The sequence below is a fragment of the Lactococcus sp. NH2-7C genome, from assembly GCF_029953655.1.
In the GTDB taxonomy this organism is placed as follows: domain Bacteria; phylum Bacillota; class Bacilli; order Lactobacillales; family Streptococcaceae; genus Lactococcus; species Lactococcus lactis.
In genome coordinates this window covers 1,706,079-1,726,212 of the sequence record NZ_CP124538.1, presented here as the reverse complement: position 1 = coordinate 1,726,212, position 20,134 = coordinate 1,706,079, and the positions used below count along the sequence as shown (strand labels likewise).

Below are 20,134 nucleotides of genomic sequence, written 5' to 3'. Positions count from 1 at the left end.
TGACGCATTTGTCAGTGCTTATTTTTAGTGATAGAATTTCTGTCAGAACATAGTCGTTGGCACTTTAGTGTTTACGGATATACTCAAATGTCCATCAGTAACTTTTAAATTAATTTTTCTTTATGAATTTGTTCAAAAGTTTTTTCACCATCATTGAGTTTTTCCCAAATGACAATTTGTCCTTGTTTTCGAGATTTTGGTACATCGATAATCCGCTGATTTGATGACCCACGGAATTGGAGCATTAAGTTTTTCTTTGATAATTCAAAACGACCGTCAACTAGAATATCTAACAAATCAAGCATTTCTAATTTGTCATCTGTTTCAAGCAGCATCTCTTCCCATGTATAACCTGTCCATGACCAAATATCTTTATCCGGTAACTCACGACGAATCCGTTTGAGCAAAGGAATCAAAAATGTCGTATTCAAGAAAGGTTCCCCACCAAGAAGTGTCAGACCTTGGACATAAGGCTGAGCAAGGTCAGCCATAATTTTATCTTCAAGCTCTTTGGTATAGGGCGTTCCATAACGAAATGACCAAGTGGCTTGATTATAGCAGCCCTCGCAATGAAACATACAGCCGCTCACATAGAGTGAGCAGCGCACCCCTTCGCCATCAACGAAATTGAAGGGTTTATAATCTGCAATATAATTTTGTGAGAGTTCATCAGCTCTCCATTCTCCTGGTTTTGGATTGTTCATACTTATTTCTCCGCAAAATATTTTGATTTTGCTTCGTCAACTTCAACTGAATCAATCAAATTTCCATCGCTCAAAGCTCCGACAGAACCATTCATATGTTTTACACGTGATGAAATTTCTTTGTGACGACCATGAACCATTGGGCGTGCTTGCGGATTTCCAAGGTATCCACAAGTTCTCTTGACAACATCACAGGTTTTAGGATCATCATTGCCACATTGTGGACATTTAAATCCACGTTCCGTTGCCGCAAAATCTCCTTCAAAGCCACAAGCATAGCAGTGGTCAATTGGTGCATTTGTTCCAAGATATCCAATGCGATCGTAGGCAAAGTCCCAAACTGCTTCAAGAGCTTTCGGATTTTGTTGAAGAACGGGATATTCACAGTAATGAATGAATCCACCATTGGCATAAACAGGATAGTCTTTTTCAAACTCTAATTTTTCAAATGGAGTTGGATTTTTACGCACATCATAGTGGAAAGAATTAGTATAGTAATCTTTGTCAGTAATATCTGCAACTGAACCGAATTTTTCTTTATCCATTCGGCAGAAACGGTCAGTTAAACTTTCTGACGGTGTTGAGTAAACAGAATAATGATAACCAGAGGCTTTAGACCAATCTTCACAATCTTCATGCATTCGTTTCACAATTTCAATTGTAAAAGCTTTAGCTTCAGGATTATTTTCCCAAGTTGGGCCATAAAAAGTAGTCGCCACTTCATAAAGTCCAATGTAACCTAAACTTACAGTTGCACGTTCTTTATTGTACAATTCATCAACTGAACCTTCGGCATCAAGGCGTCCCAATGCACCATTCATAAAGAGAATAGGTGCATTTTTAGGTTGTGCTTCTTTAGCACGTTCAACACGAAAGGCAAGCGCATCATGAGCAATTTCAATTCTTTCATTGAAGATTTCCCAGAATTTTTCTTTATTTCCAGCGGCTTCAAGAGCAATACGTGGAAGGTTAACTGTAACAACTCCAAGATTATTACGTCCAGCAGTCACGTCATTCCCATTTTCATCTTTCCAGCCTTGCAAGAATGAACGACAACCCATTGAAGCTTTAAATGAACCTGTTAATTCAACAATTTTATCATAGCTCAAAATATCAGGGTACATCCGTTTTGTTGAACATTCAAGCGCAAGTTCTTTGATGTCATAGTTTGGTGTCCCTATTTCGAGGTTAAGTCCACGTTTGAGTGTGAAAATTAATTTAGGGAAAATAGCAGTACGGTGTTCTGAACCTAAACCACCAATCCGTACTTTTAAAATTGCTTTTTGAATTTCACGCGCATACCAATCATCTCCAAGACCAAAACCAACCGTTACAAAAGGCGTTTGACCATTTGAAGTAAACAAAGTATTAATTTCATATTCTAAAGATTGCATTGCATCATAGATATCTTTGGCTGTTTTTTCACGAGCGTAAGCTTCTTGTTTTTCAGCACCATCGATCCATTTTTGTGCATCTTTTAAATGTTTTTTATAATTTAACTTCGCGTAAGGTGCCAATACTTCATCGGCACGGTCAAATGAACAACCACCATATTGCGAACTAGCTACATTAGCGATGATTTGACTGGCTTGAGCAGTTGCTGTTTGAATTGATTTTGGCGAATCTACTTGCGCATTTCCAAGTTTAAAGCCATTTTCAAACATATTTTTAAAGTCAATCAAACAACAGTTAGACATTGTAGTAAATGGACTATAATCAAGGTCATGATAATGAATATCACCTTTTTGGTGAGCATTTGCCACATGTGGTGGAAGAAGTTTCAAACCAATTGCTTTGGAAACCGCACCAGCTGTCAAATCACGTTGAGTATTAAAAACGTTAGAATCTTTATTGGCATTTTCATTAACGACAGTTTGGTCGCGATTAATTAATTTTTCAATCGTGAAATTGATATCTGTTGCTTTAGTACGTGCCAAATCACGGTTAGCACGATAAGAGATATACTCTTCAGCCAATTGAGTTTCTCCAGACTCAAGGAGTTCTTGCTCAACGATGGATTGAATTTCATAAATTTTGACATTTTCAGAAAAACGAGTAAAGATTTCACTGACTACTCTGTCAGTAAGCTCTGAAAGAACCGCCATATCTGTCAGTTCAACTTTTTTAGCCGCTTTAGTCAAAGCATCAAAAATTTTCTCACTGTTAAATTTCACTGAGCGTCCGTCACGCTTTATCACATTAATTTCTTCTAGTGTTACATCTTGATATTTTACTTCACTTTTCATATTAACCATCCTCTTCAATTACATCATCTATTTTATCAAATTCTCAGAAATGACACAATATATAGGTTAAATTATGTAAACACACACAATATCTTGTGTTGCTTGTTTTCATTCCCTTTTCTCAATTTCATAAAGCAAAATATAATCCACTTGTATTCAAAATGTAACTAATACGTCTTAAATCAGATTTTTTCTCCAAATTCTCACATTTTCTAGCCAATATAAAACATTAAATAAAAAACGTTTACAAACCGCCACATAATTGTCATCTTTTTCTTCCATTAACCGTGGTAAAATAAGGTAGTACTTATTTTATTCTGTATTTTCAGGAAAGGAATTATTTATGCCAGTTTCTCGTATTAAAGTTAAAAATAGACATTTAAAAAAGAAAGCCAAAAAACCACTGGCTTTTTATAAACCAGCGACTAAATTTGCTGGCGCCGTTCTCATTGCAGGAACTTTGACGACCACTCATGAGCTTTTGCTCCAACAAACAAGCCCAATGGTTCAGGCTGCAACCAATTCGACAGAAGCTTTTATTGAAAGTATTGCTGCATCAGCAAAACCAGTTGCCGATAGTAATGGTCTTTATCCTTCAGTCATGATTGCCCAAGCTATTTTGGAAAGTAACTGGGGTTCAAGCCAACTTTCTCGTGCCCCCTATTATAATTTATTCGGTATTCAAGGAACTTACCAAGGAAAAAGCGTTGTTTTTAAAACTCAAGAATATCTTAATGGTAAATGGGTCACAAAAGATATGCCATTCAGGGTTTATCCATCCTTTAATCAAAGTTTCCAGGATAATGCTTATGTTTTAAAAACTACAAACTTCGGAAATGGTCCTTATTATGCTAAAGCTTGGCGAGCAAACGCGGCAACTTATCAAGATGCAACCGCAGCTTTAACAGGAAAATATGCAACTGACCCTAATTATGGAGCCTCCCTGAATCGAATTATTTCTCAATATAATCTGACTCGTTTTGACGGAGCTTCTTCAGCTGGTACTTCTAATACTGGTGGTTCAACAGCTACAAATACCAATAATAATTCAAATACAAGTACAAGCTCAACCACTTATACTGTTAAATCTGGTGATACGCTTTGGGGAATTTCGCAAAAATATGGAATTAGTGTTGCTCAAATCCAAAGTGCAAACAATCTTAAAAGTACAATCATTTATATTGGTCAAAAACTTGTATTGACAACTTCAAGTCCTTCGTCTAATACAAATGGTTCAAATGCTTCTGGAAATTCTGCCGCAAGCACAACGCCTACTACTTCGGTAACTCCTGCTAAACCAGCGTCACAAACGACGATTAAGGTTAAATCTGGCGATACGCTTTGGGGGCTTTCTGTCAAATATAAAACAACGATTGCTCAACTCAAAAATTGGAATCACTTGAGTTCTGATACAATTTATATTGGACAAAACTTGATTGTTTCACAATCTGCCGGCTCTTCAAGCTCTTCAACAGGTTCAAGCTCAGCCTCTACGAGTTCAACTTCTAACCCTTCCGCGGCTTCAAATACCTCTATTCATAAGGTTGTTAAAGGAGATACGCTTTGGGGACTTTCACAAAAATCTGGCAGCCCAATTGCTTCAATCAAGGCTTGGAATCATTTATCAAGTGATACTATTTTAATTGGTCAATATCTCCGGATTAAATAAGATATAACTTATAAAATAAAAAAGAATGAATTAACTTTCATTCTTTTTTTAATTCTTTTAAAACAGACTGAAGATGAATCGATTGAGTCGGTTCAGACATACCAACAGTCATTTCCCAAGGTGTTGTTTCTTTTTCAAGAGCAAGTTCAAGAAAAACGCGTTGAAAAGAAGTTAATTCTTCAGAACTCATTAAATAATCAATATCTGTTTTTGAAAGTAAAATTTTGTCCCGTTGAATCACTTTATTTAAATAACGGACCCAAAGTTCTAAATTCCATTTAGACTTTTGAGCAGCATTCAGGAGATATTCAATCCACGTCATTGCAATAACCTCAGTATTTTTGGATTTTTTCGTAAATAATTTTTTAAGGATTCTTCGCCATAAGCTAAACTAAAAGCCTCTAAAATGACCGCTGGGTCTGCTGAACCATCTGTATGTTTAAATCGTTCTAAGAGAGGATCTGGGCTTTCAATTTTTAATTTTTTCATTATTTTTGCGATGTCTGGAACATCTTTGGTTCGGCCAGCCTGTATTTTATCGATAAGAATAGATTCGAGTGATGACAGACCAACAGTCAAATGACTTTCCACGAAAATAATTGTTTCATCCGTTTTTGAATGAGACATGACTTCGCCGACTGCTTGACTCAACCAAGGTTCATTAGAGGTTCCGACATGAAATTCTTCACCAATTTCTTGAATGATTTTTTCAACTTTTTCGGTACTTTCATAAAAGGCATCTATATCCTCTGTTGCCTTCATTCCATAGTATTCAAGCACGAAACCACCAACACAGTGTAAGTGAAGTTGCAAATTTTCTTCTGAAAGTTTTTCGTTCAAGCGGGAAAATAATTGATGATAATCCAAATCTATACCTCGCACTCACCTTCAAAATTTTTCTTATTGCTCACTCCATTATCAATTATCATAAGGATTTTGTCAAGTTGAAATTACTGATAGACCTGTCAGTAACTTTTTACCAAAATTAGGCATTCGTGATTTCTATTTGACAAGAGCGCATTGTTTCAAGTGCTGCTAAATGTTTTTCAGGTGAAACTCCAGCACAGCAAGAAGCATCAACGCTTATTTTTACTTCTGGCGCATAGGCTTTGATTAACAAGGCGTTGGAAACAACACAAATATCCGTACAAATTCCCACAAGTTCAACTTCATCATAATTTTCATCTCGAATAAATTCTGCCAGTGTTCTTGAACCAAAAGTTGTTTTTTCAAAAATCTTAGCAAAGCCGACTTGAGCTTCTTTACGAATTTCCCAACCAAAAGTACCATTTTGACAATGAATAACTGGAAGATTTTTACCTTCTTGTGTCGTTAAATAGTCTTCATAATGGGTATCTTGCGTTGCAAGACGATTTTCTTTAGAATATTGAGAGAGTTTTTCAATGACATTGGGAAGAATCGCTTGTGCTTCCTTTGTGCCCAAACTTCCGTCAATAAAATCATTTTGAAAATCAACTAAAACAAGTGCTTTTTTCATCATTTCTCCTTGATATTTGATATTTTTTCTTTATTATAGCAAAAATCTAAAAAGCCTGTCAGCAAAATTTTACTGACAGACCTTTTTAAATTACTGATCAAATTTTCTGCTGTCTTTTAAGGGATGTAAACAATCTGTCAGTAAAATATGTTCATAATTATTCTTTAGAAATCAACTTCATCAGGGTTTTTAGCCAAACCAGCTTTTCCATGAAGACTGTCAATAAAAGCAATATCTTCAATACTTAAATCAAAATCAAAGATTTCTGCATTTTCTTTAATTCTTGCAGGGGTTACTGATTTAGGAAGTGGTAAATATCCTTTGTGAAGAGACCAACGTAATACCACTTGAGCAATACTCTTATTGTATTTACTTGCCAAGTCTGCAAGTTCTGGAACTTCAAAGATTTTACCTGTTCCAAGTGGGCTATAAGCCTCAGTCAAGATATTGTTGTCAACATTAAAACTTACAATTTCTTCTTGTTGATCACTTGGGTTAACCATAATTTGGTTAACCGCTGGTTTAATTTCAGCAAATTTCAACAATGGTTTTAGGTGACGTGGGTGGAAGTTTGAAACACCAATCGCACGGATTTTACCAGCTTTTACGCCTGCTTCCATGGCTTTCCAAACTGCAAGATTACGTGTTTCAAAATCAGGACGGAATGCTTTAGGATTTGGCCAATGAATGAGGTACAAATCCACATAGTCAAGTCCTAATTTTTTCAAGGATTCATCTAAGGCCTTGGCAGCATCTTCTGTTGTTCCTACGCCCCAAAGTTTTGTTGTAATGAATAACTCTTCACGGGGAATTCCTGAATCAGCAATTGCTTGACCGACTGATTCCTCATTTTTATAAACTGCCGCTGTGTCAATATGGCGATAACCTGCTTCAAGTGCAGTTTTTACAGCATTATAAGCTTCCTCTCCGCTCGCAGATTGCCAAGTTCCAAAACCAACTTTTGGAATTTTGATGCCATTGTTTAGTGTATAAGTGTCTGTTAATGCCATGATTTTTTCTCCTTAGTAATTTTTAAAATATAACAACTTGTTGTCACTGAATTTTTTTGGACTTTTATATTCTTTCAATTGGAAACCATAGTTCTAACTCTTCAGGATTTTCTGCTGAAATTGATTGATGTTCTTGTACTGCTCCAACAATTTTTAAATCATTTTGAGTTAAATAATTCCACATGTCTGAATAAGTCTTGTTCATTTCATAAGTTGTTGTTTCAACAACGAAATAACGAAAGCCTGGAAGTGTCCATTTAGTCCAATTTTCAGGCTTTTGCGCTGAATTTTCAACTTCAACGCCTGCCAGATAGAGTCCACCATTATTCCATGGTTTAAATTGCCCTGATTCATCAGACATGGCCCCCCAAATTGTGAGTGGCTGCTTAATCAAATGAATAATTTCCTCAAAAGCGTTGGTTGCTTCTTGCCAGAGTGGTGGAATCCAAATGTCAGCTTCTTGTGCTTTACCTAAGCCTTCTTTTCCAATGATGGAGAAAGATGACTTTTCAACTTCTCTGATGTTCACTTCCCCTCCTCACTCTTTTTGACAATGATGTTTCTTGCTTTTTTAAGCAATAAGGCTTCTTTTGAAACCGTTATAAAGTCATTTTACCACTTTATAATTAAAATGAAAAAACATTTCGCTCAAAAAATGATAGAATAGAATTAGAATTTAAAATAAAGGAGGAGATACTAACAAGGCTGACTTTTATCAGCTGAGTTTTGTATCCTATATCTTATGGCTGAAGTAGAACTCTATACTCTTAACCTCCTAGAAATGCTATTTCTATAAATTTATTCAAACAAAGGCACAACCAAAAGCACAATATAACAGCGAAATAGGTATAAAATAAAATCCACTTCATATGAAGCGGATTTTAGATTTTTCTCAGAAACTTTATCAATTTTTCCCATACTTTTAAAGAAGTTAAATAGGGGTTCATTACGAGTCAATAGACTTGTAAAACATTGATTTAGAGGTGTTTGAAAAAACTTGGCTTTCGTTACACTTCAGTAAAAATCAATTGAATCTCTACCTTTGAGAAATTTATATTTGAGTAATCAAATCCACCTCCATATAAGGAAGTGGATTTTTTTCTTCATTTTACCTTCTCTTAACCTTTTTCAAAAAATTAAATATTAGATATAAAAGAGCCCATAACTTTGAGTTATGAGCTAATTATATTCTATAAAAATTTATTTTATTTAAAAAGTTAATTATACATTATTATATAAACTTATCAACTTTTAATATTCCTTCATCGTAAGAAAAGTACCATTTCTGCACAATTTTTTTCATGTTCAATTGCTTGCTTTGATTATTTCTATTCATATAATCAAATGAGTAATCTGAAATTCTTTGATGAAGCTGATACCATTCTTTTTGAAATTCAATTTTATACTTCAATTGATAACAAACCATTATTGAAAAACCGGATGTATTTTTTTTAAAATTATACATTCCTTCAATCAATACACCATCGTAATATATTTTTTCACCTTTACTTTGATTTGCTAATAAATTTTTAGTATGAAGTTTTATTAAATTTTTAGTATAAACATTATTTTTTATTTGTTCTTGATTCCAAGAATAAAGAACCTCATATATTAAGGACTCAAGTTCGGCAGTTTTAATAATTTTTTCATTTATTTTCTTTTCATTAATATATTTTCGAGAAAATAATTTATCAGCAAAATATATTATAAAAGGTATTAAAGAAAGTACGATGGCAACGATTATTTTGATATTTAACGAATTATTAAGTACACTATTCATTTGAAGTATTTATTTTGAAATTTTTTCAAGTCAGAAAAGAATTCATTCACTAATTCATTACCACCTTTTTTTAACAGCCTAATTCCATTTATTAAAATACTTATATAATATGCAAATATAGTAAATACTAACCCATTAAATGCTAAGATACCAAGTGATAGGCCTAAAAGCTTTCCAATTACAAATATCCAAACAATAAACACCAGTATTAAAAATAAGAGTGCTAAATACAATTTCTTTTTCATTAAAGCTCCTTAAATTCTATCGAAACTCTTTTCGACTTGATCAAAATCTGTACGATAATCTACGCATGTCCAAATTAAATCCCTTGCTGCCTCAACTCCTACAACAGTTTCAAGAGCGTGTAATGCAACTGGTACGGCTAAGTTAACAACAGGTATTGCACCCAGAATAGCTACAACCATCATCACCACCGCAGCACTTACTACAAATGCTGCAATCTTATTTCTATCAGTAATAGTACTTAGTATAGCATTTTTAAAATCTTTTGCACCAGAATTATTACTTGAAACTATAGGTTTTTTATAATTATTTTTTCTTGCCCTAAATTGTCCATTTCGTGAAGCATATCCATAACAATCTCCTGAGAAAACAGTTGATAGTGTAGTTTCCTGACCTAATTGAGAGACTATTTGACTTAAAACATTACTCTGAGGGAGTGGTGAATCTTTAAAGAGATAGTCTGTTGGATTAGGAGTCGTAGGATTATAAAGTTGTACTTTGGGAGTCAATCGAGTAAGTGTTTTCACTTTAACCGCTTCTGGATTGGCTGAACTCGCCACTTTTTGCTGAGCAATTGCTGGAGACGTTTTAGTGTTTGTTTCTCCTGCCACTTTGCGCCAATTATGCCAAGTCCGTGTCCACTTGTATTGAGTTCCAGCTAAATTAAAATATGGCGCCTTACTAGAAACATAGAAAGTTTTCTCCCACCACGGATTCCACACTTCATAATATGGAGCATGTTTTGTTGTGTCACCATCTGCAGGCAAAACATAACCCACAATAGCTAAGGAGTGTCCAGCATTGTCAGCTGACCCTTGAGGAGCAGTTTCTTCTGGATCATTAACATCTATTTGAATCGTTTGTCCAGCATCTAATTCTTTTTTAACTTCGTCAAAGCTCAATGCACGATTTTCTACATCAGCAGTGACTTGATACTTGCTTTGAAGAGCTTGCAGAGCATTCTCAATAGTCCCTCCACTCATAGTTTTAAGTTGGTCAAGACTTATACCAGGATAATAAGCTTGCATAAGATTTTGAGCGGTTACTCGAGAATCTTGTGGACTCGATCCATTCACCTGATTAAGTGTATTAATCTCCGCAGCTGCTACATACTCTGAGCACCATGGTTCTGACCCTTGGGTTTCTGTAATATTAAAATAGCTTAGTGGATGATAAGATGCATTAATAGCATTCACAGGTGTTGCTGGACTTGAAGGTGAATTCTCAGGTGGATTTACATTCGCAGTTTCCGTTGATTCCTTGGCACGAATGTTATAAAGAGTTACTTCTTCTTCATATTCAGAAAGTTGTTTGCCTTGTTCATCAAGAGTAAAAACATTATCATAATCATACGTCTTCATCCGTTCATTCATTTGTCCCAGAAGTTCATTTTTTCTCTGCGACCAAAAGGCGGATGGAGCAAAGTCTTCATTTAAGTAAGACAAATATGGGCTATAACTCATGGAATTTTCCATGTAGCCCATTCCAATCGCCCCAAAATTTTGAATGTTATCAGGTGCTGTCTTAGCTTTCAAGAATGTATAGTATAAACGTCCTGTCTTACTTAAATTTTTTGCTTTATCTGGTGAAAATCGTCCATTTTGGGTATCAAATTCTAAACCAAGAAAATGGTACCAATCCATAATGTGTTTTGAAGTAATTGCATCCGTTGGAGCAACTCCTGCGAAAGATTCTAAGTCTGCCACTGTTTTTTGATGATTCGCATCTTCATAGAGGTTGACCAAAGCCACAGCTGAACGTTTAGTTTCATCTGAAGGAGTTTTTTGTAACTTCTTTTTGACCAATCGAATACTTATTGTCTCAACTCGAAGTGACTTTCCTGTGGTACCTGATATTTCTCCGTCCTTAACATAAGGCGTCCATCCAATATTTTGAACTTGTGTAGCATAATAAATTGAATAGTGTTCAGCTAAAGAACCTGTAAGATGCATTTTAATCGCTTCTACTCTCAATCCTTTTCCTACAGTTCCAGCAATTCCTCCATTGGCGACATCATTTTGCCAACCAATTCCTTGAACATGAGCGCTATAAGCGATCCCTCCTGTTTCTCCTGCGGGTAAATGAGAGAGAGCTACTTTAAAGGCTTCCATTCGGAGACCTTGTCCTTCTGTTCCAATCGGCTCTCCATTCTTAGATTCGGGGAGCCAACCTTTATTTTGTACTTGAGCACTTGCTGTAATTTGAGGAGAATCTGGCACTTTGTTTTTTAAACCACTGAGAAGTGGTTCAGTAAATTCGACTTGAGAATATGTTCCAGAGGTGGTTACTTTCGACGCAAACACCCCGTTTTTTGTATTAGTATTAAGTGTTTTAACATTATTTACAGAGGGATCTTGCTTAATGTTCATGATGGTTTGTGCCCATAAGTAAGTACCACCAGCTTGTATAGGATCGATTACATTACTTTGCTCAGGAAATGTTATGGGCTGTGCTTCTTGACCATCTTGAACCATCGCTTCACCCAAGCCAACTGATTCTATGAACGATTTGTGAAGTTTCTCTGTACCTGCTTCTACATCATCATGTGCATAGAGCACTCCCGCCACGCTCTCATTTAACCAAGCATCATTATTTTGGTTGGTTAAAATAGGAATTATGGGATCTGAATCATCTAACTGCTGTTTAATTTCATCTGTCGTAAGAGGACGATTAACTAAAGTAGCAGTATAACCCACGTGATTTAACCATTTTACTGCTTGCTCTCCATTAATAGTTAACCCATTCAATTGTTGATTTGTAGCATTTGGATAGGTAAATCTTAATATGTCCTGAATAGAGGCATTTACTGTAAAATTTCCTGAATCTCCCAGTTTATCATGAGAAAGTACACTTACTAAAGTTTGTGCTAAAGAATTCGATGGTACTGCCGAAAGATTCGAAAATAGATTTTTAAAATTATCAATTTGCTTGATATTGACCGAGACATTATCTTCATTGCTGACAGACTGTTGAACGGTAAATGCAGCAGCAGAGGGAGCAATACTTGAAAAAAGTAGTAAACCTACTCCTAAACTAACCAAGCATTGAATCGGTTTCCATTTCACTTTCATAAACTTCTCCTAAATTTTTTATTCAAAAATAATGACTGATTTCGTCTGACCATCATAGTCATCTCTTAAATTTGTCATTTCTTTAAGCGTATATTCCTTTTCGAGAACTTTTAATTTTTCATCCGTTGCCCGTTCGAAATTCATCGTTCTTCCATAAGGATACTTAACATAAACTTCTTCAGCTGTTGCTTTTTGATTGAAAGCTTTTAAATCTGCTTTTGAGTTTTGTGTTTCCGATTGAGCCGTTGATTTTGCTGTTTGTGAGCTTTGAGTGGTTGATTCTGAAGTTGAAGATACAGTTGAGGACTTCGAAACCTTTGCCTCCACCTTTTTCTCAGAGACTTTCAAACTCGATTGGACAGTACTCACTTTTTTTATTTTCTGTTGAGCCATCTCATGAGGTCGAGTAAACGCATATACACTACCTGTAATCACGACAGCAATCATAATAATCAAGCCTGCCCAAAGCATCCATCTTTTCTTTCTCATTTCCCCTCCTAAAACGCTTACCTTAAGTTTATTTTAAGTTTTCTGAAAATATTATATCATACAATTTTTCTAAAAACAACACAATTATTGATTGATTACATTTTTTGATTATTGCTATTTTTACTTCAAAAAGTTATTAAATTTACTACAAACTCATTTGAATTCCTTCTCGTTTTTACTACAATAAGTTCCTATATAAAAACTGACCATATTAAGTGGTCAGTTTTTTTTAAATTTAAAAGGATTACTGTCATCGTAAAGTTCTTTCAAAGATTGTTTATGTGATTCTCCTCTTTGGTAATATCCAAAAAGTTCATCATATAAGTCCAATTTTTCTTTTACTTTTTCTTCTAATCTCTCAATCTCATTAATAACCAATTGAGAATTCTCAAAAGAAATGAGTTCTATTTTTCTATCTCTATCAAGTCCTGTATTTCCACCTAAAATGAAATCAATGTCTTCATCAGATAGTTCATCTTTCTCATTTTCAAATCTTACTTTTTTATAGAGTAGTTCAATAACATTAATATCATTAACAGCAGTTTCGTATCTAAAATTTGTATCTATTCTTTCTAAAATCAAACCCGCCTGTACGGTCTTTGACACCTCAGGATTATCAACCATTAATTGTTCAATCGGAACTTCCAAGACAAGTGCTAATTCAACCAAAGCTTCATCATTTAGATACATTGTCCCCTCTTCAACTTCTTGTACATCCCGAACAGATGTTCCAATAAGCTTAGCTAATTGCTTTTGTGTCAATCCTTTTTTTAATCGATTTGCTCGCACATTTTCTTTAACACTATTAAAATACTGAGTATAATTACCTCCCGCTCTTCCCAAGAGGTAATCAACAGACACATTGAAATATTCCGAAAATTGTTTTAAGCGTTGAGCCGTCGGTTGATTTTTTTTATAACTATAGAGAGTATTCTTCCCCAAACCAAGTTCTTGCTCAATTTCATTAAATGATTTTTCTTGTTTTTTCGCTAAGTCTTGTAATCGTTCATAAAAGTTCATTTTTATTCTTTTCTAAAATTAATATTTATTAGTTGACATTTTTAGATTAATAATCTAAAATACAATTATAGTTAGATTTAAAATCTAAAATCTCTGATTTTTAGATTTATCAACTAAATTATACCATAAAGGAGAAAAAAATGAATGACCCACCAATAAAAAAATCGTCTTCGCTGACAGGCAAAAAGACGACTTACTTAAATTTACAACTTAATTATAACACACCGACCTTTGAAAATTAAACATTAGAGAGCATATTAATATGGATATTCAAACCCTTGCTCACGACTTGGGAAAATCTGTTTCCACTCTTAAACGTTGGAAAAAACAAATTGAGCACTTAGCGGAATATGAATTTGAAGAAAAAACCATTCAAATTGGAAGAAATCAAGTTCAAAAAGTCCCTGACTTCGATTCAGAAGAAGTGAAATGTTTTCAAAAAATGGCACAATTAATTGATTCTAAAGGTTTAGAACAAACAATTTTCAAAGTCTGGGGAAATGCACAACTTTTGACCTTAGAGCATATCCAAGGTAAACATAATCACTTAGCACAAGCTTTTATCAAATATCGATTACAAACAAATAAACAGATTGATTTTCTAAAAAAAGAAAATCAGTCACTAAAAACAGGATTTAATACACTCACACAAGAGTTTAAAGCTTATCAAGAAAACAACAAAAAGAAAAAAGGACTATTCAAATGAATAATAATAATAAGTTAACACTTAACGACAATACTGTAAAACTTGGGGGAGTAAACCTTAATAAAAATAACTTTGATATTCCGAAAAAATATCAAGTCAATTTCGCAAAAGCTCGCTTTTCTAAAGACGGAAATAAAGCTGTTTTACAAGCGCTTGACGCTGGAACTGCCCTCGTGTTAGAACAAGCTGGTGTTGACCTTTCACAATTGAAACCTATCACGATTGAAGTTTATGGTGGACTAGATGAACTTCAAGATTACAAAGACGAAGAAAAAGAAGCCATCATAGAATGTACAAATCCGCAAGTTCGCTTACTTTGGGACATGGGAATGAGTGCTTGGCGAGGGGTTAAACTCGTAACTGATAAAATCACTTTATCTAAAGGCGAATGACTCCCACAGGATGTGTGAATGCGACAAGCCATGTGGGATGCCTGACGTCTGCGAAGCAGAAGACGAGTAGGGCAGAACACATGGGGAACGCTGGCGAATGAACCAAACAGCCTGTGGAAGTCATGCCCTAAAGAAGATAAAACCTAGCTTACCTAGACAGTTGCCTACGTGCGCACCATTTTAGGGCTTGTCAACAAAATGGTGTAACCCCAAACACACCAAGACTTAACAGCACTTCATCAATTTCATCTTTACCAGTAAAATCTCCACTTTTTACTGTCTAGGTCACTGGCAAGGTAAATCTAGCTAGACACTTTTAGCCTTTTACCTAGACATTTTTATTAAGAAAGAAATTCCATATGGAAGACAAACGCATTAAACAATTTGTTTTTGAACAACAATTAAAAGCAGAATATTGGGATTGGGAAGAAGATAAGTTAAAACTCTTTAAACGTTGGGAAGAAAACAAACTACTTATTTTTGAAGAGATCTATCGTCGACTCAAAACGTTAGAATCAGAAAAAGTCAAATTAGAATGCATCGCAATCATCGTTCACTACTTAGATAAGAATGATTTAAACGAATTCATTTTTCCCCATGTTCATCTTTATGGTAAATACACTGACAAACGGACGCTTACTAGGATTGCAAAAGTCCTCGGAATTAAAGAACAGTATATTGAAATACCTAAAAATGGGAACAAGTATTTTGAAGAAAATCAACTTGCCTATCTTACTCATGCTCAACAACCAGATAAATACCAATACCCCACTCATGAAGTCGAAACTTTTGGAACTTTTGATTATTCAAATTTTATTTTAATCAATACTAAGAAATTTGAGAAACAAAGTGCCACGGTAAAAAGAAAACGAACTGATGAAAGCTTAGATTTAATCAATCAGCAAATCTTAAAAGGCGAACTTTTTCTTGAAGATATCTTAGCAGATGATGATTTATTTCTCCTCTACAGTAATCACAAGCTACAATTCAAACAGGCTTTTGATTCTTACGCTGAACGGTTAGCTTTTAAGAATTTAAAAGATTTAGCCACAGGAAAATATAAATTGACAGTTATGTACTTTCAAGGCAAAAGCTCCCTCGGAAAATCATATCTTGCACGAACAATTGCTCAAAAAGTTCGAGAATATGCGGAAGAAAGTAAATTTAAAAGTCGTATCTACTCCGCCTCTTCTTCTAATCCTTTTGACGACTACTATGGAGAAGATATTATCCTATTAGATGATATCCGCCCCGATTCTTTACGAAAAGCAGATTGGCTTAAACTCTTAGACCCTATTAACACTTCTCGAATGTCTGCTCGATTCACTAATAAACAAGTGGTGCCTCGGCTGATATTGATTACTAATACACAACTTCCGGAACAGTTCTTTAATATTTTTAAAGATGAAGCACTAGACCAATATATCAGACGAATTAACTTTTGCACGATTCTATCAGAGAAACAACAAGGAAAAGGTTATGAGGGCGGGGTTTATTACCAACTCTCACAAACCAAACGCTTATTTTCTCCAAAAGTAAGAAATATTAGTGCTTATGAAAAAGAAGAAATTAACTTTGACTTAGAAGCAATCTTTTCAACTGATAATCAAGAAGAATTCACAGAAAAACTTTTAGCTCGATATCTCCTCCCTCGGATATATCCAAAAATAGAAAAAGATTTTGAATTTTTAAAATCTAAAATGACAGAAAGCTCTGATTAGATATGTTTAAAAATTTCGACATAATCATGAACCAGATTATAATAATTAGAAAGGATTTTGCACACATAATGAAGAAATACATGACAAAAGATGAAATATCTGAATGTTTTTCAGTAAATAAGGGAACACTTGGAAATGACTTAACAGCAATGCGTAGACTTCCAGAATTTTATAATTACATCATTAATCCCACTATCAAACGGGTACTGATTGACCCTCTAGGTTATGAAAAATATCTACGTTGGCGACAAGAACAACGCTAAAATCAACAACGGTGAAATATGGTATAATAAAGGTACCTGTTTCGCCTTTTTTATATAGTAAGAGGTAAAACGATATGTATTATAAAAAATTATCAAATGGAAAGGTTAAATTTTTTGACACTTACAAAACTTTGAATGGAAAGCGTCGACAAGTAACTATAACACTAGAAACTGCAAGCGCTCAAAGCCAAAGAAAAGCAAAAAATTTGATTGCACAAAGAATTGAGAAAAAATTAAAGGCTGAACGTGAAGCTGATGATAATCTGCATAATGCAACTGTGATTCAAATTTTTGAAATGTACTGGAATACAAGAAAACAGGAAATTTCTGATAGCTATGCTTTTCGAGAAAAAAATCAATTTGATACTTTTCTACATGATTTTGATTTTGGAAATAAAAAAATAAAATCTATATCAAGTATAGAACTTCAAAAATTCGTAAATTTTTTTGATAAGCCTACAACTAGACAAGAGTACAAACGACACCTAATACAATTTTTTGATTTTGCTTTTGATATGCGATATGTTGACGTGAATGAAGCAAAGCGTATTAGAATACCTAAAATCAAACCAACAATTGAGCAAAAGGAAAAACATGATTTAAAATTTTTTACTACAGATGAATTTAACGAATTTATAGATTCTGCAAAGTGCTATATTAAAAATTTACGTTCAGCTTATCATCGTGAATTAGGATTTCGGCGATTGCTCATGCTTCAATTCATATTTTTAACAGGGTGTAGATATGGTGAAGCTGCTGCCCTTGAGTGGAAAAATGTTGATATATTAATGCGAGATGTTTATATCCGCCAAAGCTGGCAGATTAATTTAGGAAAAGTTGGACCAACTAAAAATTTGCAATCTGTCCGACATATTGCAATTGATGAACGAACAGCGGAAATTTTAGAAGAGATGAAAACTAGGTCAGATTGTAATTTTGTCTTTGCAACTACCCATAAACAACCTTTTTCCAACTATGCTTTAAATAAATTTATGAAAAAAGTTGGCGATTATGGTGGTATGGGGAAAAATCCTAAATACTTTTCAACCCATATGTTAAGACACTCTCATATTACTCTTCTTGTTCTAGCAGGAGTGTCTCAGAAAATTATCATGGATAGAGTTGGACACGCTAACCCACGAACTACAAGTGAAATTTATACACATTTAATTTCATCTCAAAAACAAGAAGCTGTTAAAATTTTAAATAACCTTCCTCGAATTTCATGATAAAAAAGTACAATTTTCCTCTATCAAATATTTCCGAATACTTGATTTTATTGGCTGGTTTGGTATAGAATAAGCACAACGGAAAGCACAACTTTTTAATGAAACATAGTGATTTTTAATTAATTTTGGAAACAATAAAAAAGCTGAAATAGCCTGCTATTATCAACTTTGTGAAGCATAATGAAAAATAGAAAAAATGGAGAAAAATTATGGCTGAAGTAGAATCTTTTCAATTAGACCACACAAAAGTACTTGCCCCTTATGTCCGCTTAATCGGTAGCGAAACTGGGCCTAAAGGCGATGTTATCACTAATTTTGACGTTCGTTTTGTTCAACCTAATGCGAATGCCATTGGAATGGCCGCTTTACACACTATTGAGCATAGCATGGCTAGTTTAATTCGCGATAGAATTGATGGCATGATTGACTTTTCACCTTTTGGATGTCAAACTGGTTTCCACATGATTATGTGGGGTGAACATAGTTCAGAAGAAATTGCTAAAGTAATTAAATCTTCTCTAGAAGAGCTTGCAAGTGACGAATTTGGTTGGGATAATGTCCCTGGTGTTGCTGAAAAAGAATGCGGAAATTACCGTAATCACTCACTTTTCGGTGCTAAAGAATGGTCTAAGAAAATTCTTTCTGAAGGAATTTCTACTGACCCTTACGAACGTAAAGTAATTTAAAGTTTACTCCAGTAGATTGGGAAATGTTTTGAAAATCTCGGTATTTTTAGATTACGCACCCAACTTCATTTCCTTTAGTAAGGAATTTAATCGGTCAAATTTATACTGACAGCTCTGTCAGTAACTTTTTGGCTTTTATCAGTCAAATCCACTTAGAAAGGAACTGAATTCAGTAGGCATTTGCTTACTTACTGAAACCTAATTTATCTTATGGGAAAATATCAACTTGATAATAAAGGACAGAAATCTGTCGGAAAATTTCACGAAAAAAACTCAACGGTAGGCGGAAAAGGCATTAATACAAAGAATGCCACTCAAGCTAAAATTGAAGCCCTCCGTGCCAAAATGGAGAATAAAAAGAATGACAAAAAAGCTTAATATTGCCTATGTTGGTTTTGGTAAATCAACAAATCGCTATCATATTCCTTACGTGAAAGAACGTGAGAATATTGTGATTAAACGAATTGTCAACCGGACTTTAGGAAAACGTCCTGAACAAGCAGAATTAGAAGCAAATGGAACTTTGTTCTCCACTGACATCGCTGATATTATCAATGATGATTCAATTGATTTAGTAGTCATTGTGACTCCAGCTTTTGCTCACTATGACTATGCTAAGGAGCTCCTTTCAGCAGGAAAAAATGTACTCTGTGATAAACCATTAGTCGAAACCTTGGCACAAGCTAAAGAATTGGTAGATCTGGCCAAAGAAAAAAATCTTTTCTTCATGCCTTTCCAAAATCGACGCTTTGACAGCGACTTTTTGACCGTCAAAAAAGTGATTGAGCAAGGTTATTTGGGTGATTTAGTAGATATTACTGTCAATATGGACCACTTTAGACCTAATGATGCCAGTCAAGGTGGAAATTTTGATGGCGCTTGGTATGGTCACGGTGTTCATTTAGTGGACCAAATGGTTTCGCTTTTTGGCGCTCCCAAAGAAGTTCAATATGATATTCGAGCAACAAGAGATTATGATAGTGTCGATGATTATTTTTCTGTCAATCTTATTTATCCAAACTTGCGAGCAACTGTTGCTGCTACTGAAGTTGCTGCTCTACCACATCCAAAATGGCTTGTTTATGGTACGAGAGGAACTTTTATCAAAATGGATGTTGACCAACAAGAAAATGATTTAAAAGTTGGCATGTTCCCAGGTGATGAAGGTTTTGGGCAAGACAGTCCAGCTGATTTTGGGCAACTTACCTATTTCAATCAAAATGGTGACCGTATTGTGAAACATATTCCAACTGTTGCTGGTGATTATGGCAGAGTTTATGATTCAGCTTATGAATCAATTATTAATGGAGCTGACAAGTTGGTTTCAGATGAACAAATTTTGGCTGTCATTAAAACTTTGGAAAATGGTTTTTCTAAATAATAATAAAAAGACTTATCAACTGATAA

Annotated in this window: 21 protein-coding genes; 9 read left to right on the top strand and 12 right to left on the bottom strand. The window is 34.5% G+C overall.

All coding sequences use genetic code 11. The features are described from left to right. Nucleotides 1-104 precede the first annotated feature (104 nt). Together nrdG and nrdD are read right to left on the bottom strand one after the other, a co-directional pair. On the bottom strand, nt 105-710 hold the full coding sequence (gene nrdG / locus QJV49_RS08765) for an anaerobic ribonucleoside-triphosphate reductase activating protein (protein ID WP_225512373.1): 606 nt from the start codon (nt 708-710) through the stop codon (nt 105-107). After that, complete coding sequence (gene nrdD, locus QJV49_RS08760; RefSeq protein WP_225512293.1) at nt 707-2,950, bottom strand: anaerobic ribonucleoside-triphosphate reductase; 2,244 nt, start codon at nt 2,948-2,950, stop codon at nt 707-709. Before nrdD ends, nrdG begins: the two co-directional genes overlap by 4 nt. Before the next feature lie 343 nt (nt 2,951-3,293). Here nrdD and QJV49_RS08755 point away from each other — a divergent pair, with 343 nt between their 5' ends. Next, the gene (locus tag QJV49_RS08755; protein ID WP_225512292.1) at nt 3,294-4,619 is read left to right on the top strand and encodes a LysM peptidoglycan-binding domain-containing protein; all 1,326 of its coding nucleotides are present in this window, start codon (nt 3,294-3,296) and stop codon (nt 4,617-4,619) included. A 37-nt stretch (nt 4,620-4,656) separates the two neighbouring features. Here the strand turns inward: QJV49_RS08755 and QJV49_RS08750 are convergent, their stop codons facing one another. The 10 genes from QJV49_RS08750 to QJV49_RS08705 form a co-directional block, all read right to left on the bottom strand. Beyond that, nucleotides 4,657-4,941: a hypothetical protein gene (locus tag QJV49_RS08750; protein ID WP_003131192.1), complete on the bottom strand. Its 285-nt coding sequence runs from the start codon at nt 4,939-4,941 to the stop codon at nt 4,657-4,659. Further along, nucleotides 4,938-5,486, bottom strand: coding sequence for a DUF6036 family nucleotidyltransferase (locus QJV49_RS08745; RefSeq protein WP_309568398.1), 549 nt, complete (start codon nt 5,484-5,486; stop codon nt 4,938-4,940). Before QJV49_RS08745 ends, QJV49_RS08750 begins: the two co-directional genes overlap by 4 nt. Before the next feature lie 118 nt (nt 5,487-5,604). After that, nucleotides 5,605-6,117 (bottom strand): cysteine hydrolase family protein, encoded by a 513-nt coding sequence (locus tag QJV49_RS08740; RefSeq protein ID WP_225512290.1) that lies wholly within the window; start codon nt 6,115-6,117, stop codon nt 5,605-5,607. Between the two features lie 164 nt (nt 6,118-6,281). Next, nucleotides 6,282-7,127: an aldo/keto reductase gene (locus tag QJV49_RS08735; RefSeq protein WP_225512289.1), complete on the bottom strand. Its 846-nt coding sequence runs from the start codon at nt 7,125-7,127 to the stop codon at nt 6,282-6,284. A 64-nt stretch (nt 7,128-7,191) separates the two neighbouring features. Beyond that, complete coding sequence (locus tag QJV49_RS08730; protein ID WP_010905253.1) at nt 7,192-7,656, bottom strand: GyrI-like domain-containing protein; 465 nt, start codon at nt 7,654-7,656, stop codon at nt 7,192-7,194. A 702-nt stretch (nt 7,657-8,358) separates the two neighbouring features. Further along, nucleotides 8,359-8,907, bottom strand: a complete 549-nt coding sequence (locus QJV49_RS08725) for a hypothetical protein (RefSeq protein ID WP_225512288.1) — start codon at nt 8,905-8,907, stop codon at nt 8,359-8,361. After that, nucleotides 8,904-9,152: a hypothetical protein gene (locus QJV49_RS08720; RefSeq protein ID WP_225512287.1), complete on the bottom strand. Its 249-nt coding sequence runs from the start codon at nt 9,150-9,152 to the stop codon at nt 8,904-8,906. Before QJV49_RS08720 ends, QJV49_RS08725 begins: the two co-directional genes overlap by 4 nt. Before the next feature lie 9 nt (nt 9,153-9,161). Continuing rightward, complete coding sequence (locus tag QJV49_RS08715; RefSeq protein ID WP_225512286.1) at nt 9,162-12,221, bottom strand: C47 family peptidase; 3,060 nt, start codon at nt 12,219-12,221, stop codon at nt 9,162-9,164. An 18-nt stretch (nt 12,222-12,239) separates the two neighbouring features. After that, the gene (locus tag QJV49_RS08710; RefSeq protein ID WP_225512285.1) at nt 12,240-12,710 is read right to left on the bottom strand and encodes a hypothetical protein; all 471 of its coding nucleotides are present in this window, start codon (nt 12,708-12,710) and stop codon (nt 12,240-12,242) included. A 219-nt stretch (nt 12,711-12,929) separates the two neighbouring features. Beyond that, nucleotides 12,930-13,730, bottom strand: coding sequence for a helix-turn-helix domain-containing protein (locus QJV49_RS08705; protein ID WP_225512284.1), 801 nt, complete (start codon nt 13,728-13,730; stop codon nt 12,930-12,932). A gap of 262 nt (nt 13,731-13,992) precedes the next feature. Between QJV49_RS08705 and QJV49_RS08700 the strand changes: the two genes are divergently transcribed. From QJV49_RS08700 to QJV49_RS08665, 8 genes are all read left to right on the top strand, one after another. Further along, nucleotides 13,993-14,436, top strand: coding sequence for a hypothetical protein (locus QJV49_RS08700; RefSeq protein WP_225512283.1), 444 nt, complete (start codon nt 13,993-13,995; stop codon nt 14,434-14,436). Next, nucleotides 14,433-14,828, top strand: coding sequence for a hypothetical protein (locus tag QJV49_RS08695; RefSeq protein ID WP_225512282.1), 396 nt, complete (start codon nt 14,433-14,435; stop codon nt 14,826-14,828). The genes QJV49_RS08700 and QJV49_RS08695 overlap by 4 nt, the downstream gene beginning before the upstream one ends. Before the next feature lie 359 nt (nt 14,829-15,187). Continuing rightward, the gene (locus QJV49_RS08690; protein WP_225512281.1) at nt 15,188-16,549 is read left to right on the top strand and encodes a Rep family protein; all 1,362 of its coding nucleotides are present in this window, start codon (nt 15,188-15,190) and stop codon (nt 16,547-16,549) included. A 68-nt stretch (nt 16,550-16,617) separates the two neighbouring features. Then, a complete protein-coding gene (locus QJV49_RS08685; RefSeq protein WP_058223641.1) occupies nt 16,618-16,812 on the top strand; it encodes a hypothetical protein in 195 nt (64 codons plus the stop codon). A gap of 74 nt (nt 16,813-16,886) precedes the next feature. Then, the gene (locus QJV49_RS08680) at nt 16,887-18,041 is read left to right on the top strand and encodes a site-specific integrase (protein WP_058223603.1); all 1,155 of its coding nucleotides are present in this window, start codon (nt 16,887-16,889) and stop codon (nt 18,039-18,041) included. A 209-nt stretch (nt 18,042-18,250) separates the two neighbouring features. Continuing rightward, on the top strand, nt 18,251-18,727 hold the full coding sequence (locus QJV49_RS08675) for an S-ribosylhomocysteine lyase (RefSeq protein WP_003131187.1): 477 nt from the start codon (nt 18,251-18,253) through the stop codon (nt 18,725-18,727). A gap of 210 nt (nt 18,728-18,937) precedes the next feature. Continuing rightward, nucleotides 18,938-19,105: a hypothetical protein gene (locus tag QJV49_RS08670; protein ID WP_003131184.1), complete on the top strand. Its 168-nt coding sequence runs from the start codon at nt 18,938-18,940 to the stop codon at nt 19,103-19,105. Next, a complete protein-coding gene (locus tag QJV49_RS08665) occupies nt 19,089-20,108 on the top strand; it encodes a Gfo/Idh/MocA family oxidoreductase (RefSeq protein ID WP_225512280.1) in 1,020 nt (339 codons plus the stop codon). The genes QJV49_RS08670 and QJV49_RS08665 overlap by 17 nt, the downstream gene beginning before the upstream one ends. Nucleotides 20,109-20,134 lie beyond the last annotated feature (26 nt).